The sequence below is a fragment of the Rathayibacter sp. Leaf296 genome (assembly GCF_001423045.1).
Lineage (GTDB): Bacteria > Actinomycetota > Actinomycetes > Actinomycetales > Microbacteriaceae > Rathayibacter > Rathayibacter caricis.
Genome location: NZ_LMNR01000001.1, coordinates 1,403,500 through 1,426,472, shown reverse-complemented (window position 1 = coordinate 1,426,472; position 22,973 = coordinate 1,403,500). Strand labels below are relative to the sequence as shown.

The following is a 22,973-nucleotide window of genomic DNA, read 5'->3' as shown; positions in this document are numbered from 1 at the left end:
CAGGCGAACGGACGGATCGCGTCCCAGCGATCCGTCCTAGCCGTACGCAAGACGCTCCCGAGAGCGCAACCACCCCGACAAGCCGACCGCGGCACGCCGGGCGGGGACCGGCGTGCGAATCAGAACAGCCGTATCGGCTTGACGATGTCCGCGTAGATCAGCAGGGCGCTCATCCCGCCCAGCAGAAGCACGACGGCGTAGGTCAGCGGCAGGAGCTTCGCGATGTCGACCGGGCCCGGGTCTCGCTTCCCGAAGAGCTTCGCGATGCGGCGACGCAGCCCCTCCCAGAGGGCTCCAGCGATGTGACCGCCGTCCATCGGGAGCAGCGGGACCAGGTTGAAGACGAACAGCGCCACGTTGAGCGAGGCGAGCACGCCCACCATGGTCTGAACCTTCGACACGACGGGCAGCTGGTCGGAGGCGGCGATCTCGCCGGCGATGCGGCCGACGCCGACGACGCTGATCGGCCCGTTCGCGTCGCGCTCCTCCGGGCCGAAGGCCGCCTGCGCCACGTCGAGCAGCCGCTGCGGAAGGTTGAGGATCACGCCGGCGACACTCGCGACGTTCTGCCCGACGGTCTCCGGCACGGCGGTGATCGGCTGCTGGACCAGCGCCTGCGCGGGCGAGATGCCGATGAAGCCGACGGTCTGGGTCCGGGCGGCTCCGGAGGAGTCGAGCACCGGGCTGCCCGCGTCGTCCACCACCGCCACCTCGTTCTCGGCCGGGGTGATCGAGAGGGTGAGACTCGTGCCGTCCCGGTCGATCTCCACGGCGAGGGGCGTGCCGGCCGACTCGCGGATGATCGGGGTCAGGTCGTCCCAGGAGGAGACGGCGGTGCCGTCGATCGAGACGATCCGGTCGCCGGGGAGGAGACCCGCTGCGGCGCCCGGAGCCAGCGGGTCGTCGGGAGAGCAGGTCTCCGCGCTGGACTGGGAGGCGGGGACGACGCACTGCGAGACGGTGGAGATCGTCGAGGTGTTCTGGGCCACTCCGATGCCGCACAGCAGCACGGTGAAGAGGACGGTCGCGATGAGGAGGTTCATGAAGGGGCCGCCGAACATCACGATCACCCGCTTCCAGACCGGGAGGCGGTAGAAGGCGCGGTGCTCCTCCCCTTCGCCGATGGTCTCGGCACTGGCGGCGCGCGCCTCGTCGATCATCGTCGAGTAGGCGCCGCGGCGCGGTTCGGGGGCGGACTCGTTGCCGTTCAGCCCGTTGAAGAAGCCTGTGCTCGATTCTGCGACCCGGTCGCCCGGGTGCTTCGGCGGGTACATGCCGATCATCGCGATGTAGCCGCCGAGCGGCAGCGCCTTGATCCCGTACTCGGTCTCGCCGCGGCGGCGCGAGTAGATCGTCCTGCCGAAGCCGATCATGTACTGCGTGACCTTCACCCCGAAGAGCTTGGCCGGGACGAGGTGCCCCACCTCGTGCAGGGCGATCGAGAGGGCGACGCCCACGGCGATGATGACGACGCCGAGGACGAAGAGCAGCACGGATTCCACCGCATCACTGTAGGCCTGGGCGACGCGTGCACGCTGGGGCGAGCCTGCACGATCCCGATGAGTCGGGCAGGGCTCAGGCGGCGGCGATCCTCGCGTCGGCCGCTCGCCGCGCCCAGGTCTCCGCCGCGGCGAGCGACTCCCGGGTCAGGGCTCCGTCGACGGAGTGCGCGTCGACGACGGCCTCCACCGTCGCGAGGATGTCGAGGTAGCCGATCCGGCCCGCGTGGAACGCCTGCACCGCCTGCTCGTTCGCCGCGTTGAAGACGGCCGGGTACGACGCCCCGGCGACGCCGACCTTCTTCGCGAGGCGGACGGAGGGGAACGCCTCCTCGTCCAGCGGCTCGAAGGTCCAGGAGTGCGCGCGGGTCCAGTCCAGCGGCACTCCGACACCCGCGACGCGGTGCGGCCAGTCGAGGCCGAGGGAGATCGGCAGCCGCATGTCCGGCGGCGACGCCTGGGCGAGCGTCGAGCCGTCGACGTACTCGACCATCGAGTGCACGACCGACTGCGGATGCACGGTCACGTCGATCCGCTCGTAGGGGATGTCGAAGAGCAGGTGCGCCTCGATGACCTCGAGGCCCTTGTTGACGAGCGTCGACGAGTTCGTCGTGACGACGAGTCCCATGTCCCAGGTCGGGTGCGCGAGCGCCTCGGCGGGGGTCACGTCCCGGAGGGAGGAGCGGTCGCGCCCGCGGAACGGCCCGCCGGATGCGGTGAGGACCAGGCGGCGGACCTCCCGGTGCTCGCCCGCCAGAAGGGCCTGCGCGATCGCGGAGTGCTCGGAGTCGACCGGCACGATCTGACCGGGGGCCGCGAGCGAGGTGACCAGCTCGCCGCCGACGATCAGCGACTCCTTGTTGGCCAGGGCGAGGCTCCTCCCCTCCTCGAGCGCGGCGAGGGTCGGACCGAGCCCGACCGATCCGGTGATGCCGTTCAGCACGACGTCGGCGTCGACGCTCCGGACGAGCTGCTCCGCCTCGTCCGCGCCGAAAGCGGCGTGCTCGACGCCGAACGCCCGGGCCTGCTCGGCCACCGCCTCCCGGTTGGAGCCGGCGGCGAGGCCGACCACCTCGAAGCGGTCGCGGTTCGCCCCGATGACGTCGAGGGCCTGTGTGCCGATGGACCCGGTCGAGCCGAGGATGATGACCCTGCGCATCCGCCCATCCTGGCACGGCGCGCAGAGCCGCTCCCGGTCAGCTCACGGCGAGGATGTCGATCACGAAGACGAGGGTGTCGGTGCCCGAGATGCCGGCGTTCGCGTTGCCCGCTTCTCCGTAGCCCTGGGCGGGCGGGATCACGACGAGCACCTGCGAGCCGACGGTCTGGCCGACGAGCGCCGCCTTGAAGCCCTCGATCACGTCGCCGGTGCCGAAGGAGGCGGGCGTGCCGGTGCCCCAGCTCTGGTCGAACACCTCGCCGGTGCCCCACACGGTGCCCTGGTACTGCACGATCAGGCTGTCGCCGTCGGCGACCACCTGGCCGTCGCCCTTCTTCAGGACGCCCAGCTGCAGCTCGGCCGGCGGGTCGGTCTCGGGGATCGTGACGGTCGGCGTGCCGTCCTCGGCGAGCTCGACGGTGGGCAGTCCGTCGACCGGCGGCTGCGGGGCCCCGGTCGCGGTGGTCGGCACGATCGCCTCGACGTCGATCACCATGACGATCGAGTCGTCGGCCCCGACGCCGAAGTCGGCGCTGCCCGCGTCGCCGAAGGCGTCCGCGGGAGGCACCACGGCCACGACGCGCGAGCCGACGGTCGCGCAGTTCACGGCCTTCACGAGGCCCGAGAGGTACTGGTCGGTGTCGACAGCGAACGCGGCGCGTCCACCGGAGGCGTAGGTGCTCGCCGAGAACTCGGCTCCGCTCGTCGCGTTGTAGAGGGTGTAGTCGACCAGGACGGTGTCGCCCTCCTCGACCTCGTCGCCGGTGCCCTCGATCGCGGTCGAGCGCTCGGTCTCGTCGACGCTCATCGGCGAGGGGAAGACGGTGACCGGCTTCGTCGCGAAGTCACCGCTGGTCTCGACGGCCGCCGAGGCGTCCCCCTCCGACACGCAGGTCAGCGGAGTGGGCGACGCGCTCGGCGCCGCCTCCTCCGCACCGCCGGTGCAGGCCGTCAGGCCCAGGGTCGCGCCGACGACGGCGAGGATCGCGAATGCTCTGCGCACGGGGTGCCTTTCCTGTCCGGTGCTGCCGGACGACGTTCGGGGACGCGTCCATGGTCCGTCACTCGCCTCTGGACGACCTGGGCGCGGAGCGTCGGAGCACCCCGGCAGGAGCGCCGCCTACGATTGGGGCATGCGTGAATTCTCGGTCCCCCAGTCCCGCGCGCTCGTCACCGAGCTCCCCGGCCCGCGCTCGATCGCCCTGCAGGAGCGTCGCGTCGCGAGCGTCTCGCGCGGTGCGGGCACCCTGGCGAACATCTACATGGACCACGCCTCGGGCGCCGTCCTGGTCGACGTCGACGGCAACCGCCTCATCGACCTCGGCTGCGGCATCGGAGTCACGACCATCGGCCACGCGCACCCGGCGGTGGCCGCCGCGGCCGCCGCCCAGGCCGAGAAGCTCACCCACACGCTCTTCACGGTGACCCCCTACGAGAACTACGTCCGGGTCGCCGAGAAGCTCGCCGAGATCACCCCCGGCGACTTCGAGAAGCGCTCGATCCTCGTGAACTCGGGCGCCGAGGCGGTCGAGAACGCCGTGAAGATCGCCCGCAAGTACACGGGCCGCCGCGCGATCGCCTCGCTTGACCACGCCTTCCACGGCCGCACGAACCTCACCATGGCGATGACTTACCGCCCCTGGCCCGAGCGCGCCGGCATGGGTCCCTTCCCCGGCGAGATCTACAGCCTCCCGATCAGCTACCCGTTCCGCGACCCCGAGGGCATGACGGGCGAGGAGGCGGCCGAGCGCTCGATCGACTACATCCGCACGCACATCGGCGCGCAGGAGCTCGCGGCCCTGTTCGTCGAGCCCGTCCAGGGTGACGGCGGCATCATCATCCCGGCTCCCGGCTACTTCCAGCGCCTCTCCGAGTTCTGCACCGAGAACGGCATCGTCTTCGTCGCCGACGAGATCCAGGCCGGCATCGCCCGCACCGGCGCGTGGTACTCCATCGAGCACCACGGAGTCGTCCCTGACCTGATCACGACCGCCAAGGGCATCGCGGGCGGCTTCCCGCTCGCGGCCGTCACCGGTCGCGCCGAGATCATGGACGCCGTGCAGCCCGGTGGCATCGGCGGCACCTTCGGCGGCAACCCCGTCTCGACGGCGGCGGCCCTCGCGACCTTCGAGGCCATCGAGACCGAGGGGCTCCTCGAGGAGGCGCAGCGCGTCGAGCGGGCGCTCTGGGCGCGCATCGGCGACTGGGCCGAGCGCTTCCCGGTCGTCGGCGAAGTGCGCGGCAAGGGCGCGATGTTCGGCGTCGAGCTCGTCCACCCCGGCACCAAGAAGCAGAATCCGGAGGCGCTCACCGCGGTCCTGAAGCACGCGACCTCGAACGGCGTCATCCCGCTCGATGCGGGCAGCTGGGACAGCGTCCTGCGCATCATGCCCAGCGTCGTCATCAGCGAGGAGCTCATCGACGACGCGATGTCGGTCATCGAGGAGGCGCTCGCGCAGCTCGGCTGAGCCTCCCCTCCCGCCGGTCGCGCGCATGACCGGCGGGGCATGCGACCGCCGGTACTGTCGGGCGGATGCGGACCGACGACGACCACGACGCGCCGACCCCACCCGGCATCGGCCTCTCGGCGAGGTTCGCCCGCTTCGCGATCGGCGGCGTCGGCCGCGTGGTCTATCGCCCGATCGTCGAGGGGCGCGACAACGTTCCGCTGACGGGCCGCGTGATCCTCGCCGCCAACCACCTGTCGTTCATCGACTCCCCCGTGCTGACGCTCCTCGCGCCGCGCCCGGTGCAGTTCCTGGCGAAGGCCGACTACTTCACCGGCACCGGACCCAAGGGCGCCCTCTCGCGGTCCTTCTTCACCGCGGTCGGCGCCGTGCCGGTCGAGCGCGGGGCCGGTCAGGCGGCGCAGGAGGCGCTCGACCTCGGTCGCGCGATCCTCGAGCGCGACGAGGCGTTCGCGGTCTACCCCGAGGGCACGCGCTCGCGCGACGGCCGGCTCTACCGGGGCAGGACCGGAGTGGCGTGGCTCGCGCTGACGACCGGCGCCCCCGTGGTCCCGGTCGGGCTGATCGGCACTCAGGAGCTGCAGCCCGTCGGCTCGGTGATCCCGCGCCTGCACCGCATCACGGTGCGCTTCGGCGACGCCCTCGACCTCTCGCGGCACGGCTCCGCCGATTCCGGCCGCGCCCGCCGTCACGCCACCGACGAGGTCATGACCGCGATCCATGCGCTCTCGGGGCAGGAGGCGGCGGGCGTCTACAACGAGTCGCCGCCGACGACCACGGCCGAGCGCATCCGGCGCGCGCTGCCGCACGAGCGGCGCTGAGCCTCGAGGGAACGGGTCAGCCGGCGGCGACCGTCTCGGGCTCGTGCGCCACCGGGAAGGCGACGGAGTTCGCGATGAAGCACAGTCGTGCGGCCTCGCCGTGCAGCGACTGCGCGAGCTCGATCATCGATGCATCCGCGACCGTCACCCGGGGGCGCAGGGTCGCCGACGCGAACCGCCCTCCGTCGCCCTCCTGCACCATCCGGCCCACCGCGTCGTCGGCGTAGTCGGTGACGACCACTCCGTTCTTCACCGCCACGTGGAGGTAGGAGAGCAGGTGGCACTGCGCCAGGGCGGCGAGCAGCATCTGCTCGGGGTTCCAGCGGTCGGGGTCGCCGCGGAACGGCTTGTCGGCCGACCCCGCGATCGCCTCGCGGCCCTCCGCCCGCATTGTGTTCTGGCGCCCGTAGTCGCGGTACCCGCTGGTGCCGGTGCCTCGATTGCCGTCCCAGACGACGGAAACCGCGTAGTGGTGATCGATCTGCATCGGATTCCTTCTTCCCCTGGCTGGATCGGGCCGGTCTCGTCGGTCTGGACCCCTGCCCCGGTGGGTGCCGCGGGTAGGATCGCAGGACCATGACAGACACGCTCGCCCCCCAGGTTCCCACGTCGGCAGTCCCCCAGGAGAGGCTCGTCTCGACCGAGATCCCCGGACCGCGCTCGAGGGCCCTGCACGAGCGACGCCTGGCCGTGGTGCCCACGGGAGTCGGCACCGCCCTGCCCGTCTACATCGACCGCGCGCACGGCGCGATCCTGGTCGACGTCGACGGCAACCGCTTCATCGATCTCGGAGCAGGCATCGGAGTGACCACCATCGGCCACACGGACGACGCGGTCGTCGCCGCCGCGACCGAGCAGCTCGGTCGCCTCACGCACACCCTCTTCACCGTCACGCCCTACGAGCCCTACATCCGGGTCGCCGAGCTGCTCGGCGAGCACACCCCCGGCGACTTCGCCAAGAAGACCGTCCTGGTCAACTCGGGCGCCGAGGCGGTCGAGAACGCGGTCAAGATCGCGCGCAAGCACACCGGGCGCCCCGGTGTGGCGGTCCTCGACCACGCGTACCACGGCCGCACGAACCTGACGATGGCCATGAACTTCAAGGCCCTGCCCTACGGCCTCGGCTTCGGCCCCTTCGCGAGCGACATCCACCGCGCGCCGAGCTCCTACCCCTACCACGACGGTCTCTGCGGCGCCGAGGCGGCCGAGCGCACGATCTCCTACCTCGAGAAGACGGTCGGAGCCTCCGCTCTGGCCTGCCTCGTCGTCGAGCCGGTGCAGGGCGAGGGCGGATTCATGGTGCCCGCCGCGGGCTACCTTCCCGCCCTGCAGGAGTGGTGCACCGCGAACGGAATCGTCTTCGTCGCCGACGAGATCCAGTCGGGCATGGCCCGCACCGGAGCCTGGTTCGCGAGCGAGCACTTCGGTCTGGTCCCCGACCTCGTCCTCTCGGCCAAGGGCATCGCGGGCGGGCTGCCGCTGGCCGGAGTGACGGGTCGCGCCGAGATCATGGACTCCGCACAGGCGGGCGGGCTCGGCGGCACCTTCGGCGGCAACCCGGTCGCCGCTGCGGCCTCCGTCGCCGTCTTCGAGCGCATCGAGCGCGAGGGACTGCTCGCCGAGGCCGACCGGATCGGCGCCCGTCTCGGTGCCGCTCTGCGCGAGCTGCAGGAGCAGTACGACATCATCGGCGACGTGCGCGGGATCGGCGCGATGATGGCGATCGAGCTCGTCCTCCCCGGCACCGCCACGACCACGAAGATCCCGAACGCCGCCGCCGTGACCGCGATCACCGAGTACGCGGCCTCGCACGGCGTCCTCGTGCTCAGCGCGGGCACCTACGGCAACGTGGTCCGCTTCCTGCCCAGCCTCGCCCTCACCGACGAGCTGCTCGACGACGCGGTGTCGGTCCTCCGCGACGCCTTCGCCACTCTCTGACGGGACTCCTCCGCACTCGACGGCCCGGACCCCGCGCGAGGGGTGTCGGGCCGTCGGGCAAGATGGGGGGATGTCTGCAGGAACCTTCACCGTCGCGGAGTCCGTCGAGCTCGCCGTCGTCGAGCGCTCGGGATTCGTCGAATCCCGTCACGCGGGCTCGGCCGTCCTCCTCGACAGCGACGGCCGGGTCGCCCGGACCCTCGGGAACCCGGCGGCGCCGATCCTCCCCCGCTCCTGCCTCAAGCCCTTCCAGGCCCTCGCCGTGATGACGGCCGGAGTCGAGCTGAACGCCGCGGAGGCGGTGATCGCGACGGCGAGTCACGCCGGCCTGTCGCAGCACGTCGCCCTGGTGCAGAACCTGCTCTTCCGCGCGGGGCTCGACCACACGGCGCTGCAGTGCCCCGCCGACTGGCCGAGCGACTCGGCGAGCCGAGCGCAGCTCCTCCGGGCCGGTGCGGCGAAGGACCCGCTCTACATGAACTGCTCGGGCAAGCACGCGGCGATGCTGCTCGCCTGCGTCCAGAACGGCTGGAGCACGGACGACTACCTCGAGCGCACCCACCCGCTGCAGCAGCACATCGTCGACACGATCGAGCGGCTGACCGGCGAGCGGATCGCGGGGACGGCGATCGACGGCTGCGGCGCACCCGTGCACGCGCTGCCGCTGACCGCACTCGCGAAGGGCATCTCTCGGATCGTCTCCTCCTCCCCCTCGTCGCCGTTCGGCCTCTACCGGCAGGCGGGGGTGCTGACGAACGCGATCCTCGAGAACGCCTGGGCGCTCGACGGCCCGGGTCGCGACAACACGGTCGTGATCGAGCGGCTCGGACTCGTGGCCAAGCTGGGGGCCGAGGGCGTGCTGATCATGGCCTCACCGGACGGTACGACAGTGGCGCTGAAGATCCTGGACGGCAGCCTCCGCGCGGCGACGGTCGTCGCACTGAAGCTCCTCGTCGAGGCGGGCACGGTCGAGCGAGCTGCGGCGAACGAGGTGCTCGTCCGCCTGAACCCGGTCGTCACGGGCGGCGGTCGTCCGGTCGGCGCGATCCGCGCCTCCGACGTCTGAGCCGCCCGTCCTCCCCGCTTCTCACTGCTCCTTCGCGAGCCGCTTGGCGCGCGCCGCCGACGACACCTGCGTGACGACGACGATCACGATGGCCAGCAGGAACACGGCGGAGGCGATGACGTTCGCCTCCGCCGGGATCCCGCGGGCTGCGGCGATGTAGATGTACTTCGGGAACGTCGTGACCGAGCCGGAGTTGAAGTTCGTGATGATGAAGTCGTCGAAGCTGAGCGCGAAGGACAGCAGCGCTGCAGCGAGGATCCCGGGGAGCAGCAGCGGGAACGTGATCCGCCAGAACACCTGGCCGGGCGACGCGTAGAGATCGCGGCCCGCCTCCTCGAGCTTGGGGTCGAGGCTCGCGACGCGGGCCTTCACCGTCACCACGACGAAGCTGATGCAGAACATCGTGTGCGCCAGGATGATCGTGACGAGGCCCTTCTCCGCCCCCACGGTGAGGAACTGGGCGGCGAGTCCTGCACCGAGCACGACCTCCGGGGTCGCCATCGGCAGGAACAGGAGCAGGCTGATCGCCGAGCGGTACCGGAAACGGAAGCGCACGAGAGCGATGGCGATCATCGTGCCCAGCGCCGTCGCGAGCACGGTCGCGACCGCTCCCACGAGCAGGCTGTTGCCGAAGGCGGTCATCACCTCCTCGCTCGTCCACGCCGAGATCCACTTGTCGAACGTGAACCCGCGCCAGGCGATGTTGCTCTTCACGGAGTCGTTGAACGAGAACACGAAGGTGTAGCCGATGGGGATGAGCAGGAAGATCAGCGCGAGGGCGGTGTAGACGCCCAGGCCCAGTCCCGTGAAGCGGCGCGGGCCTCGTACGGGAGCCGGCGCCGGGGCCCCGAGGGCCTCCTGCGCGCTGGCGACGGGCCGATCGGCGGTGGCGGTCACAGCAGGTCCTCCGTTCCACTGCGCTTCACGTAGAAGCCGACGATGACGAGGATCACGGCCATCAGCACGATCGAGAGCGCCGCGGCAGCGGGGTAGTTCTCGAGCGTGAGGAAGTTGGCCTCGATCGCGTTGCCCACCATGGACGTCTGCGAGGATCCGAGGAAGTCGCGGCTGGCGTTGATGTAGTCGCCGGCCGCCGGGATGAAGGTCAGCAGGGTGCCCGAGACGATGCCCGGCATCGAGAGCGGCACGGTGACCTTCCAGAAGACGGACGCGGGATGGGCGTACAAGTCGGAGCCCGCCTCGAGGAACCGCACGTCCAGCCGCTCGAGCGAGGTGTAGAGCGGCAGCGTCATGAACGGGATGAAGTTGTAGGTGATGCCGAAGATCACCGCGATCGGCGTCCCGGTCAGATGGCCGTCGGCCGGGAGGATCGCGACGGCTTTGAGCCCCTGCACGAGCGGGCTCTCGTCCGCCAGGATCTGCTTCCACGCGAGGGTCCGCAGCAGGAAGCTGATGAAGAACGGGGCGATCACCAGGGTCAGCAGCAGGTTCTGCAGCAGAGGCCACGGCCGCGCCTTGACGCCGATGAAGTACGCGAGCGGGTAGCTGATGACGAGGGCGAGGACCGTCGCGATCAAGGCGTATCCGAAGGAGCGCAGAGCGTGGGGCCAGTAGTCGGCCATCACCACGAGGTAGTTCTGCCAGGCGAACCCGGGGGCGTACTCGCCGATGTCGCCGTCCGGGATCTCGGCCTGGAACGACGTGAGCACCAGCGAGATCAGGGGCGCGAGGAAGAACAGCAGCATGTACGCGATGCCCGGCAGCAGCAGGACCAGCGCGAGGGTCGAGCGCTTGCGGACCGGCGCGTCCAGCGGATTCGCGGGTCCGGACGCGAACGCGGCGAAGGCCATCCCTACGCTCCCGCTCGCCCGGCGAGCAGGCCGCGCTTCTGCAGCGCGATCGCGCGGGTCGAGTCGTCGGCGTCGAAGCGCGGCACGGAGCCGGGCTCGTCGGCGAGGCCGAAGCCGTGCTCGGTGCTCCAGCTCACCCAGACCTGCGCTCCCTCCCCCACGACCGGGCCGAACACCATGTTCTGCGCGAAGACGACGACGGGACCCAGTCCCGGGATCTGGAGGGTGTACTGCGTGCTGACCCCGCTGAAGGACACGTCGACCACGACACCGGGCCCGAGCACGTTCCGGTCGGGGAGGTCCTCCGGCGCCTCGGTGAGCAGCAGCAGCTTCTCGGGACGGACGCCGATCGTGATCTCGCCGCTCGTGCGCGCGGACCGGGCCGCCGGGACGGTGATGCGGTGGCCGCCCGCCTCGACCGTGAGGGCGCGATCGGTCGAGCCCACCACCTCGCCGGTGAACAGGTTGGACTGGCCGAGGAAGTTCGCGACGAACGCCGTGCGCGGCAGCTCGTACAGCTCCTCCGGAGCGCCCATCTGCTCGATGCGGCCCTTGTTCATCACCGCGACGGTGTCGGCCATGGTCATGGCCTCCTCCTGGTCGTGCGTGACGTGGAGGAAGGTCAGACCGACCTCCTCCTGGATCGACTTGAGCTCGAGCTGCATCTGCCGGCGGAGCTTGAGGTCGAGGGCTCCGAGCGGTTCGTCGAGCAGGAGGAGCGCCGGCCGGTTGACGATGGCCCGGGCGAGGGCGACCCGCTGCTGCTGCCCGCCCGAGAGGGAGGCGGGGCGGCGCTGGGCGAGGTGGTCGAGCTCGACCAGGCGCAGCGCCTCGTGCGCCTTGCCGACCGGGTCGTCGATCCTCCGGCGCTTGAGCCCGAACGCGACGTTCTCGAGGATCGACATGTGCGGGAACAGCGCGTACGACTGGAACACGGTGTTGACCGGGCGCTGATAGGTCTTCGTCGCCGTGACGTCCTCCCCTCCGATGAGGATGCGGCCGGCGGAGGGCTCCTCGAGCCCCGCGACGAGTCGGAGCGTCGTGGTCTTCCCGCAGCCCGAGGGGCCGAGCAGCGCGAAGAACGAGCCGGCGGGGATGGTGAGATCGAGCGAGTCGATGGCGGTGAATCCGGGGTACTGCTTGCTGATCCCGACCAGCTGGAGGTCGGCGCCGCTCTCGGCGAAGGTTCCCGTCGCCATCAGATGCCCAGCAGCACTTTCTGGAACTCCGCCTGGTAGTCCTTCTCCTCCGACGCCGTGAGCGTCCGGAACACGTGCGCCTGCGACAGCGTCTGCTCGTCGGGGAAGATCAGCTGGTTCTCGGCCAGCTCCGGGTCGATGCTCTCCATGGCGTCCTTCGCTCCGTCGACGGGGGTGATGTAGTTGACCCAGGCGGCCACCTCGGCGGCGACCTCCGGCTCGTAGTAGTAGTTCATGAGGGCTTCCGCATTGGCCTTCCGCTTCGAGCCCATCGGCACCACGAAGGTGTCGTTCCACAGGGTGCCGCCGGAGTCGGGGAGCGCGAACTCCCACTTGTCGCCCGCCTCCGCGTTGATCAGCGTGATGTCGCCCGACCAGCAGATCGCCGCCAGGGTGTCCTCGTTCTGCAGGTCGTTGAGGTAGGCGTTGCCCTTGATGTTGCGGATCTGGCCGTCGTCCACCTGCTTGCGGAAGACGTCGATCGCGTTCATGAACTCGTCGTCGCCCCAGGTCCCGGCGATGTCCGTGCCCTGCGCCTGCATGATGAGTCCGATCGTGTCCCGCATCTCGCTCAGCACCCCGACGCGACCGCGCAGCTCCGGGTCCCACAGGTCGTCGACGCTGCGCAGGCCGTCCGGCAGCTTCTCCTTGTTCCAGCAGATCCCCGCGAAGCCCGCCTGCCACGGCAGCGAGAGCCGACGGCCCGGATCGAAGTCCGGGTTGGCGAGCGAGGCGGTCAGATTGGCGATGTTCGGGATGTTGGCGTGGTCGAGCTCTTGGACGAAGCCGCGCCGGACGAGCCGCGAGACCATCCACTCGGTCAGGCACACCGTGTCGGCGCCGATGTACTGCCCCAGGGCGAGCTGGTCCTTGACCTTGCCGTAGTAGGAGTTGTTGTCGTCGACCGCCACGTTGTAGGTGACCGAGATACCGGACTGCTCCTCGAAGGCCAGCAGCGTCGGGTAGGCGCCGTCGTCGTCCTCGTCGAGGTACGCGGGCCAGTTGTCCCAGACCAGCCGCGGGTCGGCGGCCGACCCGTCGGCGGCCGCCGTGGGAGCCGGCCGGCTGACCGGCGCGCAGGCGGCGAGCGCGAGAGCACCCGCTCCGAGCCCCAGTCCGCCGAGGACGGCACGCCGTGACAGCATCGCGCGCCGCTCGCGCTCTCGGGAGCGGGCGACGGCGATCGCCTCGCGGAGGACGGGATCCCTCGGGAGGGGACGGGTCATGGCTGCGGCTCCTGACTTCGTCGGTGCGCGTGCTCACCGGCGTGAACGTGGGGAAATACTGGCACAGCACCGATCGGCCTGTCGACGCGCGACGGACGGAATCGGGCATTCGGAAACATGATCGTCACGAATTCCGCGCTCATACGCCCTTCAGACCACGGATTCCCGAAGTCGACGCCTCGTTCACCGAGCTGTCCGGCCACCGTGCCCGCCATAACCGTCCGCCCTCCTCGAGCACGAGGCTGCCGGGCGCGCACAGCGGAGCGACCGGCAGGGGGCCGAGGACGATCCGCGCCTCGAGCGACGGCACGTCCAGCACGACGGCCCCGTCCCTGCGGATCCCGGCGAGCAGTCCCCGGGCGGTCGCCCACTCGGCGACCGTCCCGAGGATCACTGCGGCGGGCTCCCCGCCGTCCGCGGCGAGCGCCTCCTCGACGGACAGCACGGGAGCCGCACCGGCCAGCAGCGTGCGGAGCGCTCTCGCCGAGTTCGTGAGGACCGCCACCGGGGCGTCACCGACCGGCACCGGAGGAGGGAGGCGCCGCTCGCGAGCGAGAGCCGGCCGGGCGCACTCGAAGACCTGCAGCCTGTCGCCGTGCCACCATCCCCCGCCCGGAGGGAGCTCGGCGCGGAACGGCTCCCCGTCGACGGCGAGCAGCTGATGGTCCTGTCTGCTCGCGGCCCTCAGCAGCAGCACGTCGTCGACTCCGTCGCGGAGCGCGGCGATCCCGTCGGTGGTCCGTCTCGCGGAGACGACGATCCGACGCCGCCCTGATCGCACGGCTGTCTGCAGCGAATCGAGCAGACGGCGCCGCTCCTCGTCCGAGCATCGACGCAGCAGCAGGTCCAGGTCGTCGAGCAGCAGAGGCGTCTCTCCCCCTCGATCGGACACCACCTCGTCCCAGATCTCCTCGGCGTCCTCGGCACCGAGCACCGGAGGAGCACCGAGCTGCTCGGCGAGCATCCGCAGAGTGCTCGTGCGGCCCGTTCCGGCCGCGCCGAGCACCAGAAGGGAGGGACGAGCCAGGACGACCGCCTCCTGGGCCTGCTCGGTCGGCCGGTCGACGACGCCCAGCAGCAGACCGGCGCGGTCGTCGGGCGGGACGCCGAGACGCGAGGGAAGAGGATCGAGCCACGGCCGGTGGACCGGCACCTCGGCGTCCCCGACCGCGATCGCCGCCGGGATGTCTTCCGGCCCCGCGAGCGCGGTCTGCACGAGCGTCCGTCGTCCACCGGCGGACACCACGCAGCGCCCGGGAGCGGCGTGCGGGATCCTCGCGGCCGCATCGGTGCCGAGCAGGGCGCGCGAGTCGGCGGCGTCCTGCACGCGCAACGCGATCCGGAGCCCGCAGTTCGCCGCCACGGCGTCGCGCACGACACCGACGGGACGCTGCGTGCACAGCACGAGGTGGACACCGAGCGATCGGCCCCGTGCCGCGATGTCGGCGAAGGCTCGGTGCAGGTCCGGTGACCGCTCGAGGACGACCGCGCACTCGTCGACCACGACGACGAGGCGGGCCAGCGCACCTCGCGGCAGACGTGCGATGTCCGGCACGCCGTGTCCGGCCAGAACGACCTCCCGCCTCCGCAGCTCCGCGGCGACGCTCGCGAAGGCGCGGTCGGCACCGTGCGGATCGAGGTCGGTGATGACTCCGGTGACGTGCGGCAGCCCGGCGAGCGGAGCGAATCCCGCGCCGCCCTTGAAGTCGGCCAGCAGGAACGTCACGGCCGCCGGGTCGTGCCGGGCGGCGAGCGCCAGCACCCAGGCCACGAGCAGCTCGCTCTTCCCGCTGCCGGTCGTCCCTCCGACGATCGCGTGGGGCCCGTCGGCGACGAGATCGACCTCGACAGGACCGTCCGCGCCGATGCCGAGGACGACCGGCAGACCGGGTCCGGCGCCGACTCGGCGGACTGCCCCGAGCTCGACCAGGCTCACGGTGTCCGGAACAGTGCGTGCGCTCACGGGTGAGCTCGCGCCGGCGAGAGCGTCGGAGTAGCGGCGCGCCTCCTCCGTCGAGACGTAGCCGACCGACAGCTCCTCCGTCCTGCCCACGGCCTCCCTTCCGATCACCCGATCACCGCCCGGCCCGCCGAGTTCGACGACGCACCGGCACGCAGGCGGCAGGTCCGAGGAACGGCTCGCCAGGACGACGAGCCGCTCGCTCTCGCTTCCCACGCCGCCGTCGTCGGCCTCGACCACGCGCCAGACCGCACCCGGGGCGTCGCCGCGCGCGTGGGGTGCACTGCGCAGGCAGTCCCACTCCGGACCCGGAGGGAGGACCACGGCGAGCTCCTCCGGTGGGACGAGCTCCAGCGCCTGGATCAGGAGCCCCCGGGCGAAGGCGCGGGTCAGCACCGGAGGACCCGCCACTCCGATCCCCACGGTCGTCGGCGCGCGCAGCGGCGCCTCCGCCATCGGCGCACCGGTCCCGGACGAAAGCACGCCCCTCCCGAGCACCACGGCGAATCCCTCCGCGCGTCGCCGCCACCTGGTGTCGGCGGGAAGCCCTCCTCGGAGGATCTCCCGCGCGTCCGGTGCCTCCGCCCGCAGCTCGGCGAGCCGGTTCCTCTCCCGCTGCGCAAGCGCCTCCTCGTAGGCGGCGGACTCCCGCGCGTAGCGCTCGTCCTCGGCGCGCTCGGTCCTGCGTCGCACGCGCTTCGCGTCGAGGGAGGAGGCGATGACGACGACCGGCCCCAGCGCGGCGAACGCCAGCACCGTCGGCGACCGCGTCACCGCGAACAGGACCGCCGCCGACAGGACCGGGGCGAGAGCAGCGATCCACGGGAACGGCGGACGCGGCGCGGGAGCGGGCGGTCGGGGCGCGGAGAGCTCGGGGAGGTGGTTCATCCCCCCATCAGAACGGAGGACGCACGCCCGTGGAGCGTCAGCGGAGGATCGGCGGTCGCCCGGAGCCTGTGGAGGAGCCGTCCACCCGCTCGACCGCCATCTCGACGGAGGAGAGCAGCAGTCGGCTGCCGATCTTGGCGCGGTAGCGGCGCCCCGCCTCCAACGGCAGCGGTGCCTGGGCCGGAGCGACGAGGACCGTGCCGTTCGCCGACCAGCGGTCCCTCACCCAGAGCCCGACCTCGTCGAAGCCGAACTCGAGGTGGGTCTTCGACAGCGACCTCGTCTCGTCGGGGATCGCGAGGATGTGACGGACGGTCTCACCCGGATCCGGCAGCGGCTGCCGGCCGACGAGACCCGTACCGGTGACGATGGCGTGGTGCCCGGTGGCGAAGCTCAGCCGGACGAGCCCCTGCGCCGGCGGTGCGAGAGGTGCTCCCGGGGCCGGCCGTCGGTGCCGCCCGGGCGCCAGGCCCGGCAGCCACGCGCGCCGTGACGGATCGAGGACCGTCGTGTCCCCGGACGCGGTCGGACCGGACGTCCCGCGGGTCGCGTGCGTCGCCACCGGGGAACCGCACTCACCGCAGAGGATCGCCCCCGGGGCGAGGGTGGAGCCACACGTGCTGCAGATCACCGAGAACGCCCTTTCCTCCGTCCATGCTATCCGGCGACGGCGCGGCACCGGCCGGGTGGCCGCGATCAGCCGGGGTCGCCCACCACGTCGAGCACGTCGACGACGATCGCCGTCACGTTGTCGCGCCCGCCGTTCTCCAGCGCCGCATCCACGAGCGCGTCGACGGCGTCCTGGGCACTCGTGGTCGAGGACAGCAGGTGCTCGAGCCCCGCGTCCGTCAGCTCCTTGGTCAACCCGTCCGAGCACAGCAGGAGGCGTGACGGAGCGATCACCGGGACGAGCCGGTAGTCCGGAACCGGCGCCTCGTGGAAGCCGACCGCCCGGGTGATGACATTGCTGTGGGGGTGGACGTCCGCCTCGTCCCGGGAGATCAGCCCCGCGTCCACCAGCTCCTGCACCACGGAGTGGTCCACCGTGAGCTGTACGAGCGATCCCTGCACCCACAGGTAGACCCGGGAGTCGCCGATGTTGAAGATCGACCAGTAGGGCTCTCCCCCGACGGCGGTGAGCGCGGCGCCGGTCACCGTGGTGCCGGTTCCACGGTCGGCGGCATCGGAGTGGCGCGCGATGTCGCTGACCGCGTCGCGGAGAGCACGGTCGATCTCCTCGGCCCCCACGGTCGTCCCCGTTGCGGCGACCGACAGCCGCGAGACGACCGCCTCGCTGGCGATCTCTCCGGCCGCGTGCCCGCCCATGCCGTCGGCCACAGCGAAGAGCGGTGTCTTCGCGAGGTAGCTGTCCTGGTTCGCGCTGCGGACCCGACCGGTGTCCGTGCGGGCCGCCCAGCCCAGGGTCACCTCGGCGGCCGGGGTGTCCGAGCTCCAGGCCGAGACGGGCACGGTGACGCTGGCGCGGCTACGGCCGATCTGCGTCATCGCGACTCCTCGTCTGAGCTCCCCCGCAGCCGTCCGGGCGCGGGGAACCCTCCGATGCTACTTGCTGCCCGTGCTCCGCCCCGTTCGCACGACCTCCCCTCCCTTCCGAGGTACGGCCCTGACAGGCGCGGACGGGGAGAGCGCGCGGCAATGACGGGGGAATCCGTGATTCCGCACCCCTGCTGCGTGCGGAATCACTTGCTGCGCGCCTTCCGCACTGCCAGGATCGTCGCATGAGTCCCAACCGCCCTCCTGCGCAGCGCCCGGTCCAGCTCGACGACGTGTCGAAGGCGATCATCGAACAGCTGCAGGCCGACGGGCGGCGCTCCTACGCCGAGATCGGCAAGGCGGTCGGCCTGAGCGAGGCGGCGGTGCGCCAGCGCGTCCAGAAGCTCACGGAGTCCGGCGTCATGCAGATCGTCGCCGTGACGGATCCGATGCAGTTGGGCTTCTACCGCCAGGCGATGATCGGGGTGCGCGTCACGGGCGACACCCGCGAGGTCGCGGATCGCCTCGCCGCCATCCCCGCCGTGGACTACGTGGTCCTGACGGCGGGAACGTTCGACATCCTCGCCGAGGTCGTCTGCGAGAACGACGACGACCTCATCGCACTGCTCAATCAGGAGATCCGCTCGCTGCCGGGCGTCCTCTCGACCGAGACCTTCGTCTATCTCAAACTCCACAAGCAGTTCTACAACTGGGGAACGCGGTAAGCCATGACTGACACAGCCTTTTCGACCGACGCGGTCGACGCCGGAGAGACGTTCCGAGCCGACGATGCGCCCGCCCCGATCGACGACGCCGACCTCCAGAAGAAGGCGAAGGACCACCTCTGGATGCACTTCACCCGGCAGTCCGTCATGGACTCCGGTGCAGGGGTGCCGATCATCACGCGCGGCGAGGGCCACCACATCTGGGACAGCACGGGCCGGAAGTACATCGACGGCCTCTCCGGCCTGTTCGTCGTGAACGCCGGCCACGGTCGCCGTCGACTCGCCGAGGCCGCGGCGAAGCAGGCGTCGGAGCTGTCCTTCTTCCCGCTGTGGTCGTACGCCACGCCGAGCGCCATCGAGCTCGCCGACCGTCTCGCCGACCACGCCCCGGGCGATCTCAACAGGGTCTTCTTCTCCACCGGCGGAGGCGAGGCGGTCGAGACCGCATTCAAGCTCGCGAAGCACTTCTGGAAGCTCCAGGGGAAGCCGGGGAAGCACAAGGTCATCTCCCGGTCCGTCGCCTACCACGGGACTCCGCAGGGCGCGCTCGCCATCACGGGGATCCCGGCGATGAAATCGATGTTCGAGCCGCTGGTCCCGGGTGGCTTCCGGGTGCCCAATACGAACTTCTACCGCGCTCCACAGCACGGCGACGACCTCGAGGCCTTCGGGGTCTGGGCCGCCGATCGGATCGAGGAGATGATCGAGTTCGAGGGGCCGGACACCGTGGCCGCCGTGTTCCTGGAGCCGGTCCAGAACTCCGGTGGATGCTTCCCGCCCCCGCCCGGCTACTTCCAGCGCGTCCGCGAGATCTGCGACCGCCACGACGTCCTCCTCGTCTCGGACGAGGTCATCTGCGCCTTCGGCCGCATCGGCCATATGTTCGCCTGCGACGAGTTCGGCTACGTCCCCGACATGATCACCTGCGCGAAGGGCATGACGAGCGGGTACTCCCCCATCGGCGCGACGATCGTCAGCGACCGCGTGTACGAGCCCTTCCGCCACGGCGAGGTCTCCTTCCCCCACGGCTACACCTTCGGCGGCCACCCGGTCTCGGCCGCCGTCGCCCTCGAGAACCTCGACATCTTCGAGGAGGAGAAGCTGAACGAGCGCGTCCGCGAGAACTCGCCGGTCTTCCGCTCGACCCTCGAGAAGCTGCTCGATCTCCCGATCGTCGGAGACGTACGCGGGGCCGGGTACTTCTTCGGAATCGAACTCGTGAAGGACAAGGCGACGAAGGAGACCTTCGACGACGACGAGTCCGAGCGCCTCCTGAGGGGGTTCCTGTCGAAGGCGCTGTTCGACGCGGGTCTCTACTGCCGAGCGGATGATCGCGGCGATCCGGTCGTCCAGCTCGCTCCGCCCCTGACGACGGGTCCGAAGGAGTTCGACGAGATCGAGCAGATCCTGCGAGGCGTTCTGACGGAGGCCTCGGCCCGTCTCTGAGGGCACGAGCGTCGCCGACTCAGGCGGCGCGCTCGTGCGCGAACCGCCAGGGCGAACGTTCGCCGTACTCGAGTGCGGCGACGAGTCGGCGCGCACCCTCCTCGTGCGGGTCGGTGCGCCCGGCTTCCCGAGCGCACTGCAGTGCCGACCCGGAGTCGCCGGACGACCAGTGCACCGCCGCGAGGAGCACGAGGACGCGCGCCCGCTCGGTCCGCGGAGCGAGGTCCGCCACGCGCGCGATCGCCTCGACCACGTGATCCTGGTGCGCTCGCGCCCGTGGTGCCAGGAGGATCGCCAGGGCGTGCTCGATCCAGCCCGGACGCTGCGCGCTCACGATCAGTGCCGCGGTGAGCTCCGGTCCGGACGGGATCACCCGACCGTCCGCCGTCCGCCGGAGCAGCGCGTCCACCCTCGCGCGGTCCGCTCCTGGCAGCTCGGCCCGCGGATGCCGATCGAGCAGCAGGTCGACCTGCTCCGCCACCGCCTTCCGCACCTGACGGAGCGTTCCTCCGCCCGCGTCGTCGATCCGTGCAGGCTCGGGCCCGGCGCCGATCGCCTCGAAGGAGGTGAGCGACGTCTCACGAGCGCGAGCCCGCAGTGCCGATGCGACCGCGCCGGATCTCACAGGATCGTCGGCGTACAGCACCGCGATGACGGAATCGGCGCGACCGAAGCGGCCCAGCGCACCGAGGAAAGCCCGGGCGGAGAGCTCCGGATCTCCTCCGGGCAGGTCGAATCGGAGCGCACCGGTCGCCGCACCGTCGCGCACCGGGACGAGCACGACGCTCTCCCGCGGGTGGAAGCCGACGAGCTGAGGAATACGGGACAGGAGCGCTCCGTGCTGGAGGGGCGAGGACGTGTCGAGAGGAGTCATGGGAGCACAGTGGTGCTCCGGTGCGACGTTCGGGCGGCGCTCCTTCCGCAGTGGAGGAGAGCCGCGTCCGGCCCGCCGCTGTGGAGGACCGAACGGCTGCCTCCTCCCCAGACGCGGTAGCGTCGATCGGTCCACCGATGTCCGTTTCCCGCCGGTCGGTCTCGCGGCCGGCGGATACCCTCGGGGCATGAGAACGACTCCCCTCCACCTGCGCCGCACGGCGAGCCCGCTCGGCCGGATCGAGATCGGCAGCGACGGCCGCGCGATCGTGTCGCTCGCGATCGCGCGAGCCGACGTCCTCCCCCACGACCATCTCGAGGAGAGCACCGATCCGGTGCTCGATGCGGCAGTCGACCAGCTCGACGAGTACTTCGCCGGAGCGCGCCGCTCCTTCGACCTGCCGGTGAGCCTCACCGGCACCGCCTTCCAGATCGAGATCTGGACGGCGCTGCAGTCCCTCCGTTGGGGCGAGATCACGTCCTACGGCGCACTCGGCCAGGCGACGGGACGGCTCCGCTCCGGGCGCCCGATCGGCGGGGCCGTCGGCCGCAACCCCGTTCCGATCATCGTCGGATGCCACCGTGTCCTCGCGGGAGACGGGCGGATCACCGGGTACAGCGGTGGTGAGGGGATCGCGACGAAGAAGTGGCTCCTGGACCACGAGGGGATCGCGCACCGATGACGGACGACGAGGGGATACTCGTCGACGAGGACGGCACGGCCCGCTGCGCGTGGGCCGGCCGGGATCCGGAGTACCGCCGATACCACGACGAGGAGTGGGGTGTTCCCCTGCACGGCGACAGCCCGCTCCTCGAGAAGATCTGCCTGGAGGGTTTCCAGTCCGGCCTCTCCTGGCTCACGATCCTCCGGAAGCGCCCCCGCTTCCGAGAGGTCTTCCACGACTTCGACGTCGAGTCGGTGGCGCGGTTCGGTGAGGACGACGTCGAGCGCCTCATGGCCGATCCGGGGATCATCCGCAACCGCCCGAAGATCAGGGCGACGATCGAGAACGCCCGGGCCACGCTCGCCTTGCGCGACAGAAACGGAGACGGCGCCCTCGACCGCCTGGTCTGGTCGTTCCACGACGACCGGTCGGGAGGCAGGCCGGTGAGCCGCGAGCAGGTGCCGACCAGAACAGCCTCGTCTCTGGCCCTGTCCCGCGCCCTCCGCGCGGCCGGCTTCCACTTCGTCGGCCCCACCACGATGTACGCCCTGCAGCAGTCCGCCGGCATCGTCGACGATCACCTCGAGGGATGCTTCCGAGCCGCCGACTGAGCGTCACGCCTCGGGAACGACCAGGTCGAGCTCCCCTGACTGCGCGTTGACTCCGAGCTCGAAGCCCCGGCCCGCGGACCACTCCACGAGTTCCTCGATCGAGTCGGTCGCGAAGCCGTCCTCCGCGAGCGCTCGGACGAAGAGCCCCTTGCTCTGCTTGTTGAAGTGGTTCAGATTGCGGAGCGACCCGTCGACTCCCCGGGATCGTACGCGCACGAAACGCCGCGACTCCCCAGACAGCGGCCCGAGCGCCGCGTAGGCCTCGCTGCGCAGATCCAGCACGAGACCACCCAGCGACGCCAGAGCCCGGCCCGCTTCCGCCGCCCACCAGCGCTTCAACGGCATACCCGGAACTCGGGAGTCGTGCGAGAGCCGGTATGCCGGGATCGGATCGGATGCCCGTACCGGCCCCCAGAGGGCGGACTGGACGAGGACGGTTCGACCGAGGAACGCCCGCCCTTCCGCCCCCAGACCGACCGCGTCCAGCGAGTCGTAGAGGACCCCGTCGAAACGATCGACCGCGGGCATCGCGGGTGCCGTCATCAGCGCCGCGTTGCGATCGATCTCGGAGAGCTGCCTCGGCCCGAGCTTGAGTGCACGCGCCGAGGCGTCACTATCGCGAGCGAGTCGCACCAGCGCGTCCCGCAGCTCTCGTCGGCGCCCCGTCAGCTCCGGGAACGCCAGGTCCTCGAGCTCGAAGACGGAGGAGCCGCCCGTGCGCTTCGTCTCGGACGGCGGCAGCAGGATGTGCACGGATCTCCTCGCGGGTTCTCGCGCCGCGGGCGGCGCACGACGGAGGGGCCGGGCGATCGTGATGATCGCCCGGCCCCTCCGGTGCCGCGGAATGCGGCGGGTGTCTCAGACGAGCGCCGCCTCGCGGGCGACGACCGTGACGACGTCGTTCTCGACGGACAGGAATCCGTCGTCGGCCTGGGCCGTGATTCGCGTTCCGTCGACCGCGGTGACGCGAACCTCTCCTGTGGCGAGGATCGCGAGCAGCGGCTCGTGGCCGGCGAGGATACCGATCTCACCCTCGACGGTGCGGGCCGTGAGCTGCTTCGCCTCTCCCGACCACACCTCCGCGTTGGCGGAGACGACGCTGACCTTCAGGGTCCCGGCCATGA

General features: G+C 71.0%; 22 protein-coding genes. 8 read left to right on the top strand and 14 right to left on the bottom strand.

The features are described 5' to 3' along the window. Positions 1–119 precede the first annotated feature (119 nt). From ASF46_RS06595 to ASF46_RS06585, 3 genes are all read right to left on the bottom strand, one after another. Positions 120–1,502: a M50 family metallopeptidase gene (locus tag ASF46_RS06595; protein WP_200919668.1), complete on the bottom strand. Its 1,383-nt coding sequence runs from the start codon at positions 1,500–1,502 to the stop codon at positions 120–122. Positions 1,503–1,575: 73 nt separating this feature from the next. Further along, positions 1,576–2,658, bottom strand: coding sequence for a 1-deoxy-D-xylulose-5-phosphate reductoisomerase (locus ASF46_RS06590; RefSeq protein WP_056866856.1), 1,083 nt, complete (start codon positions 2,656–2,658; stop codon positions 1,576–1,578). Positions 2,659–2,695: 37 nt separating this feature from the next. Then, positions 2,696–3,661 (bottom strand): FKBP-type peptidyl-prolyl cis-trans isomerase, encoded by a 966-nt coding sequence (locus tag ASF46_RS06585; protein ID WP_056866855.1) that lies wholly within the window; start codon positions 3,659–3,661, stop codon positions 2,696–2,698. A gap of 130 nt (positions 3,662–3,791) precedes the next feature. Between ASF46_RS06585 and gabT (ASF46_RS06580) the strand changes: the two genes are divergently transcribed. Both gabT (ASF46_RS06580) and ASF46_RS06575 read left to right on the top strand, forming a co-directional pair. Further along, positions 3,792–5,126, top strand: coding sequence for a 4-aminobutyrate--2-oxoglutarate transaminase (gene gabT, locus ASF46_RS06580; protein ID WP_056866854.1), 1,335 nt, complete (start codon positions 3,792–3,794; stop codon positions 5,124–5,126). A gap of 65 nt (positions 5,127–5,191) precedes the next feature. Next, a complete protein-coding gene (locus ASF46_RS06575; protein ID WP_056866853.1) occupies positions 5,192–5,947 on the top strand; it encodes a lysophospholipid acyltransferase family protein in 756 nt (251 codons plus the stop codon). 16 nt (positions 5,948–5,963) lie between these two features. On the opposite strand, the gene ASF46_RS06570 is transcribed toward ASF46_RS06575, so the two are convergent. Continuing rightward, positions 5,964–6,434, bottom strand: a complete 471-nt coding sequence (locus ASF46_RS06570) for an OsmC family protein (protein ID WP_056866852.1) — start codon at positions 6,432–6,434, stop codon at positions 5,964–5,966. Between the two features lie 89 nt (positions 6,435–6,523). Between ASF46_RS06570 and gabT (ASF46_RS06565) the strand changes: the two genes are divergently transcribed. Continuing rightward, entirely contained in the window at positions 6,524–7,885 is a 1,362-nt protein-coding gene (gene gabT / locus ASF46_RS06565; RefSeq protein ID WP_056866851.1) for a 4-aminobutyrate--2-oxoglutarate transaminase, read from the top strand. Between the two features lie 70 nt (positions 7,886–7,955). Next, on the top strand, positions 7,956–8,951 hold the full coding sequence (locus ASF46_RS06560; protein ID WP_056866850.1) for an asparaginase: 996 nt from the start codon (positions 7,956–7,958) through the stop codon (positions 8,949–8,951). Between the two features lie 21 nt (positions 8,952–8,972). Here the strand turns inward: ASF46_RS06560 and ASF46_RS06555 are convergent, their stop codons facing one another. From ASF46_RS06555 to ASF46_RS06525, 7 genes are all read right to left on the bottom strand, one after another. After that, positions 8,973–9,752, bottom strand: a complete 780-nt coding sequence (locus ASF46_RS06555; RefSeq protein ID WP_200919693.1) for an ABC transporter permease — start codon at positions 9,750–9,752, stop codon at positions 8,973–8,975. 92 nt (positions 9,753–9,844) lie between these two features. Further along, positions 9,845–10,762 carry an ABC transporter permease gene (locus tag ASF46_RS06550; protein WP_055794668.1) on the bottom strand — a complete coding sequence of 306 codons (918 nt, stop codon included), beginning with the start codon at positions 10,760–10,762 and terminating at the stop codon, positions 9,845–9,847. Between the two features lie 2 nt (positions 10,763–10,764). Next, the gene (locus ASF46_RS06545) at positions 10,765–11,961 is read right to left on the bottom strand and encodes an ABC transporter ATP-binding protein (RefSeq protein ID WP_056866849.1); all 1,197 of its coding nucleotides are present in this window, start codon (positions 11,959–11,961) and stop codon (positions 10,765–10,767) included. Then, on the bottom strand, positions 11,961–13,187 hold the full coding sequence (locus ASF46_RS06540; protein ID WP_056866848.1) for an ABC transporter substrate-binding protein: 1,227 nt from the start codon (positions 13,185–13,187) through the stop codon (positions 11,961–11,963). Before ASF46_RS06540 ends, ASF46_RS06545 begins: the two co-directional genes overlap by 1 nt. A gap of 139 nt (positions 13,188–13,326) precedes the next feature. After that, positions 13,327–16,035 carry an FtsK/SpoIIIE domain-containing protein gene (locus ASF46_RS06535; RefSeq protein WP_056866847.1) on the bottom strand — a complete coding sequence of 903 codons (2,709 nt, stop codon included), beginning with the start codon at positions 16,033–16,035 and terminating at the stop codon, positions 13,327–13,329. Between the two features lie 37 nt (positions 16,036–16,072). Further along, on the bottom strand, positions 16,073–16,597 hold the full coding sequence (locus ASF46_RS06530) for a hypothetical protein (RefSeq protein WP_055794675.1): 525 nt from the start codon (positions 16,595–16,597) through the stop codon (positions 16,073–16,075). A gap of 134 nt (positions 16,598–16,731) precedes the next feature. Beyond that, the gene (locus tag ASF46_RS06525; RefSeq protein WP_056866846.1) at positions 16,732–17,541 is read right to left on the bottom strand and encodes a PP2C family protein-serine/threonine phosphatase; all 810 of its coding nucleotides are present in this window, start codon (positions 17,539–17,541) and stop codon (positions 16,732–16,734) included. Between the two features lie 233 nt (positions 17,542–17,774). On the opposite strand from ASF46_RS06525, the gene ASF46_RS06520 reads away from it, so the two are divergent. Together ASF46_RS06520 and ASF46_RS06515 are read left to right on the top strand one after the other, a co-directional pair. Further along, complete coding sequence (locus ASF46_RS06520; RefSeq protein ID WP_055794678.1) at positions 17,775–18,254, top strand: Lrp/AsnC family transcriptional regulator; 480 nt, start codon at positions 17,775–17,777, stop codon at positions 18,252–18,254. Positions 18,255–18,377: 123 nt separating this feature from the next. After that, positions 18,378–19,700, top strand: a complete 1,323-nt coding sequence (locus tag ASF46_RS06515) for an aspartate aminotransferase family protein (RefSeq protein WP_235576913.1) — start codon at positions 18,378–18,380, stop codon at positions 19,698–19,700. Positions 19,701–19,719: 19 nt separating this feature from the next. Here the strand turns inward: ASF46_RS06515 and ASF46_RS06510 are convergent, their stop codons facing one another. Further along, positions 19,720–20,574: a DUF4192 family protein gene (locus tag ASF46_RS06510; protein WP_056866845.1), complete on the bottom strand. Its 855-nt coding sequence runs from the start codon at positions 20,572–20,574 to the stop codon at positions 19,720–19,722. Between the two features lie 187 nt (positions 20,575–20,761). Here ASF46_RS06510 and ASF46_RS06505 point away from each other — a divergent pair, with 187 nt between their 5' ends. Both ASF46_RS06505 and ASF46_RS06500 read left to right on the top strand, forming a co-directional pair. Then, positions 20,762–21,256: a methylated-DNA--[protein]-cysteine S-methyltransferase gene (locus ASF46_RS06505; protein WP_056866844.1), complete on the top strand. Its 495-nt coding sequence runs from the start codon at positions 20,762–20,764 to the stop codon at positions 21,254–21,256. Further along, positions 21,253–21,849, top strand: coding sequence for a DNA-3-methyladenine glycosylase I (locus ASF46_RS06500; protein ID WP_056866843.1), 597 nt, complete (start codon positions 21,253–21,255; stop codon positions 21,847–21,849). Before ASF46_RS06505 ends, ASF46_RS06500 begins: the two co-directional genes overlap by 4 nt. 3 nt (positions 21,850–21,852) lie before the next feature. Here ASF46_RS06500 and ASF46_RS06495 read toward each other — a convergent pair whose 3' ends face one another. Together ASF46_RS06495 and ASF46_RS06490 are read right to left on the bottom strand one after the other, a co-directional pair. Next, on the bottom strand, positions 21,853–22,602 hold the full coding sequence (locus ASF46_RS06495) for a YaaA family protein (protein ID WP_056866842.1): 750 nt from the start codon (positions 22,600–22,602) through the stop codon (positions 21,853–21,855). 105 nt (positions 22,603–22,707) lie between these two features. After that, positions 22,708–22,971 carry a F0F1 ATP synthase subunit epsilon gene (locus ASF46_RS06490; RefSeq protein ID WP_056866841.1) on the bottom strand — a complete coding sequence of 88 codons (264 nt, stop codon included), beginning with the start codon at positions 22,969–22,971 and terminating at the stop codon, positions 22,708–22,710. Positions 22,972–22,973 lie beyond the last annotated feature (2 nt).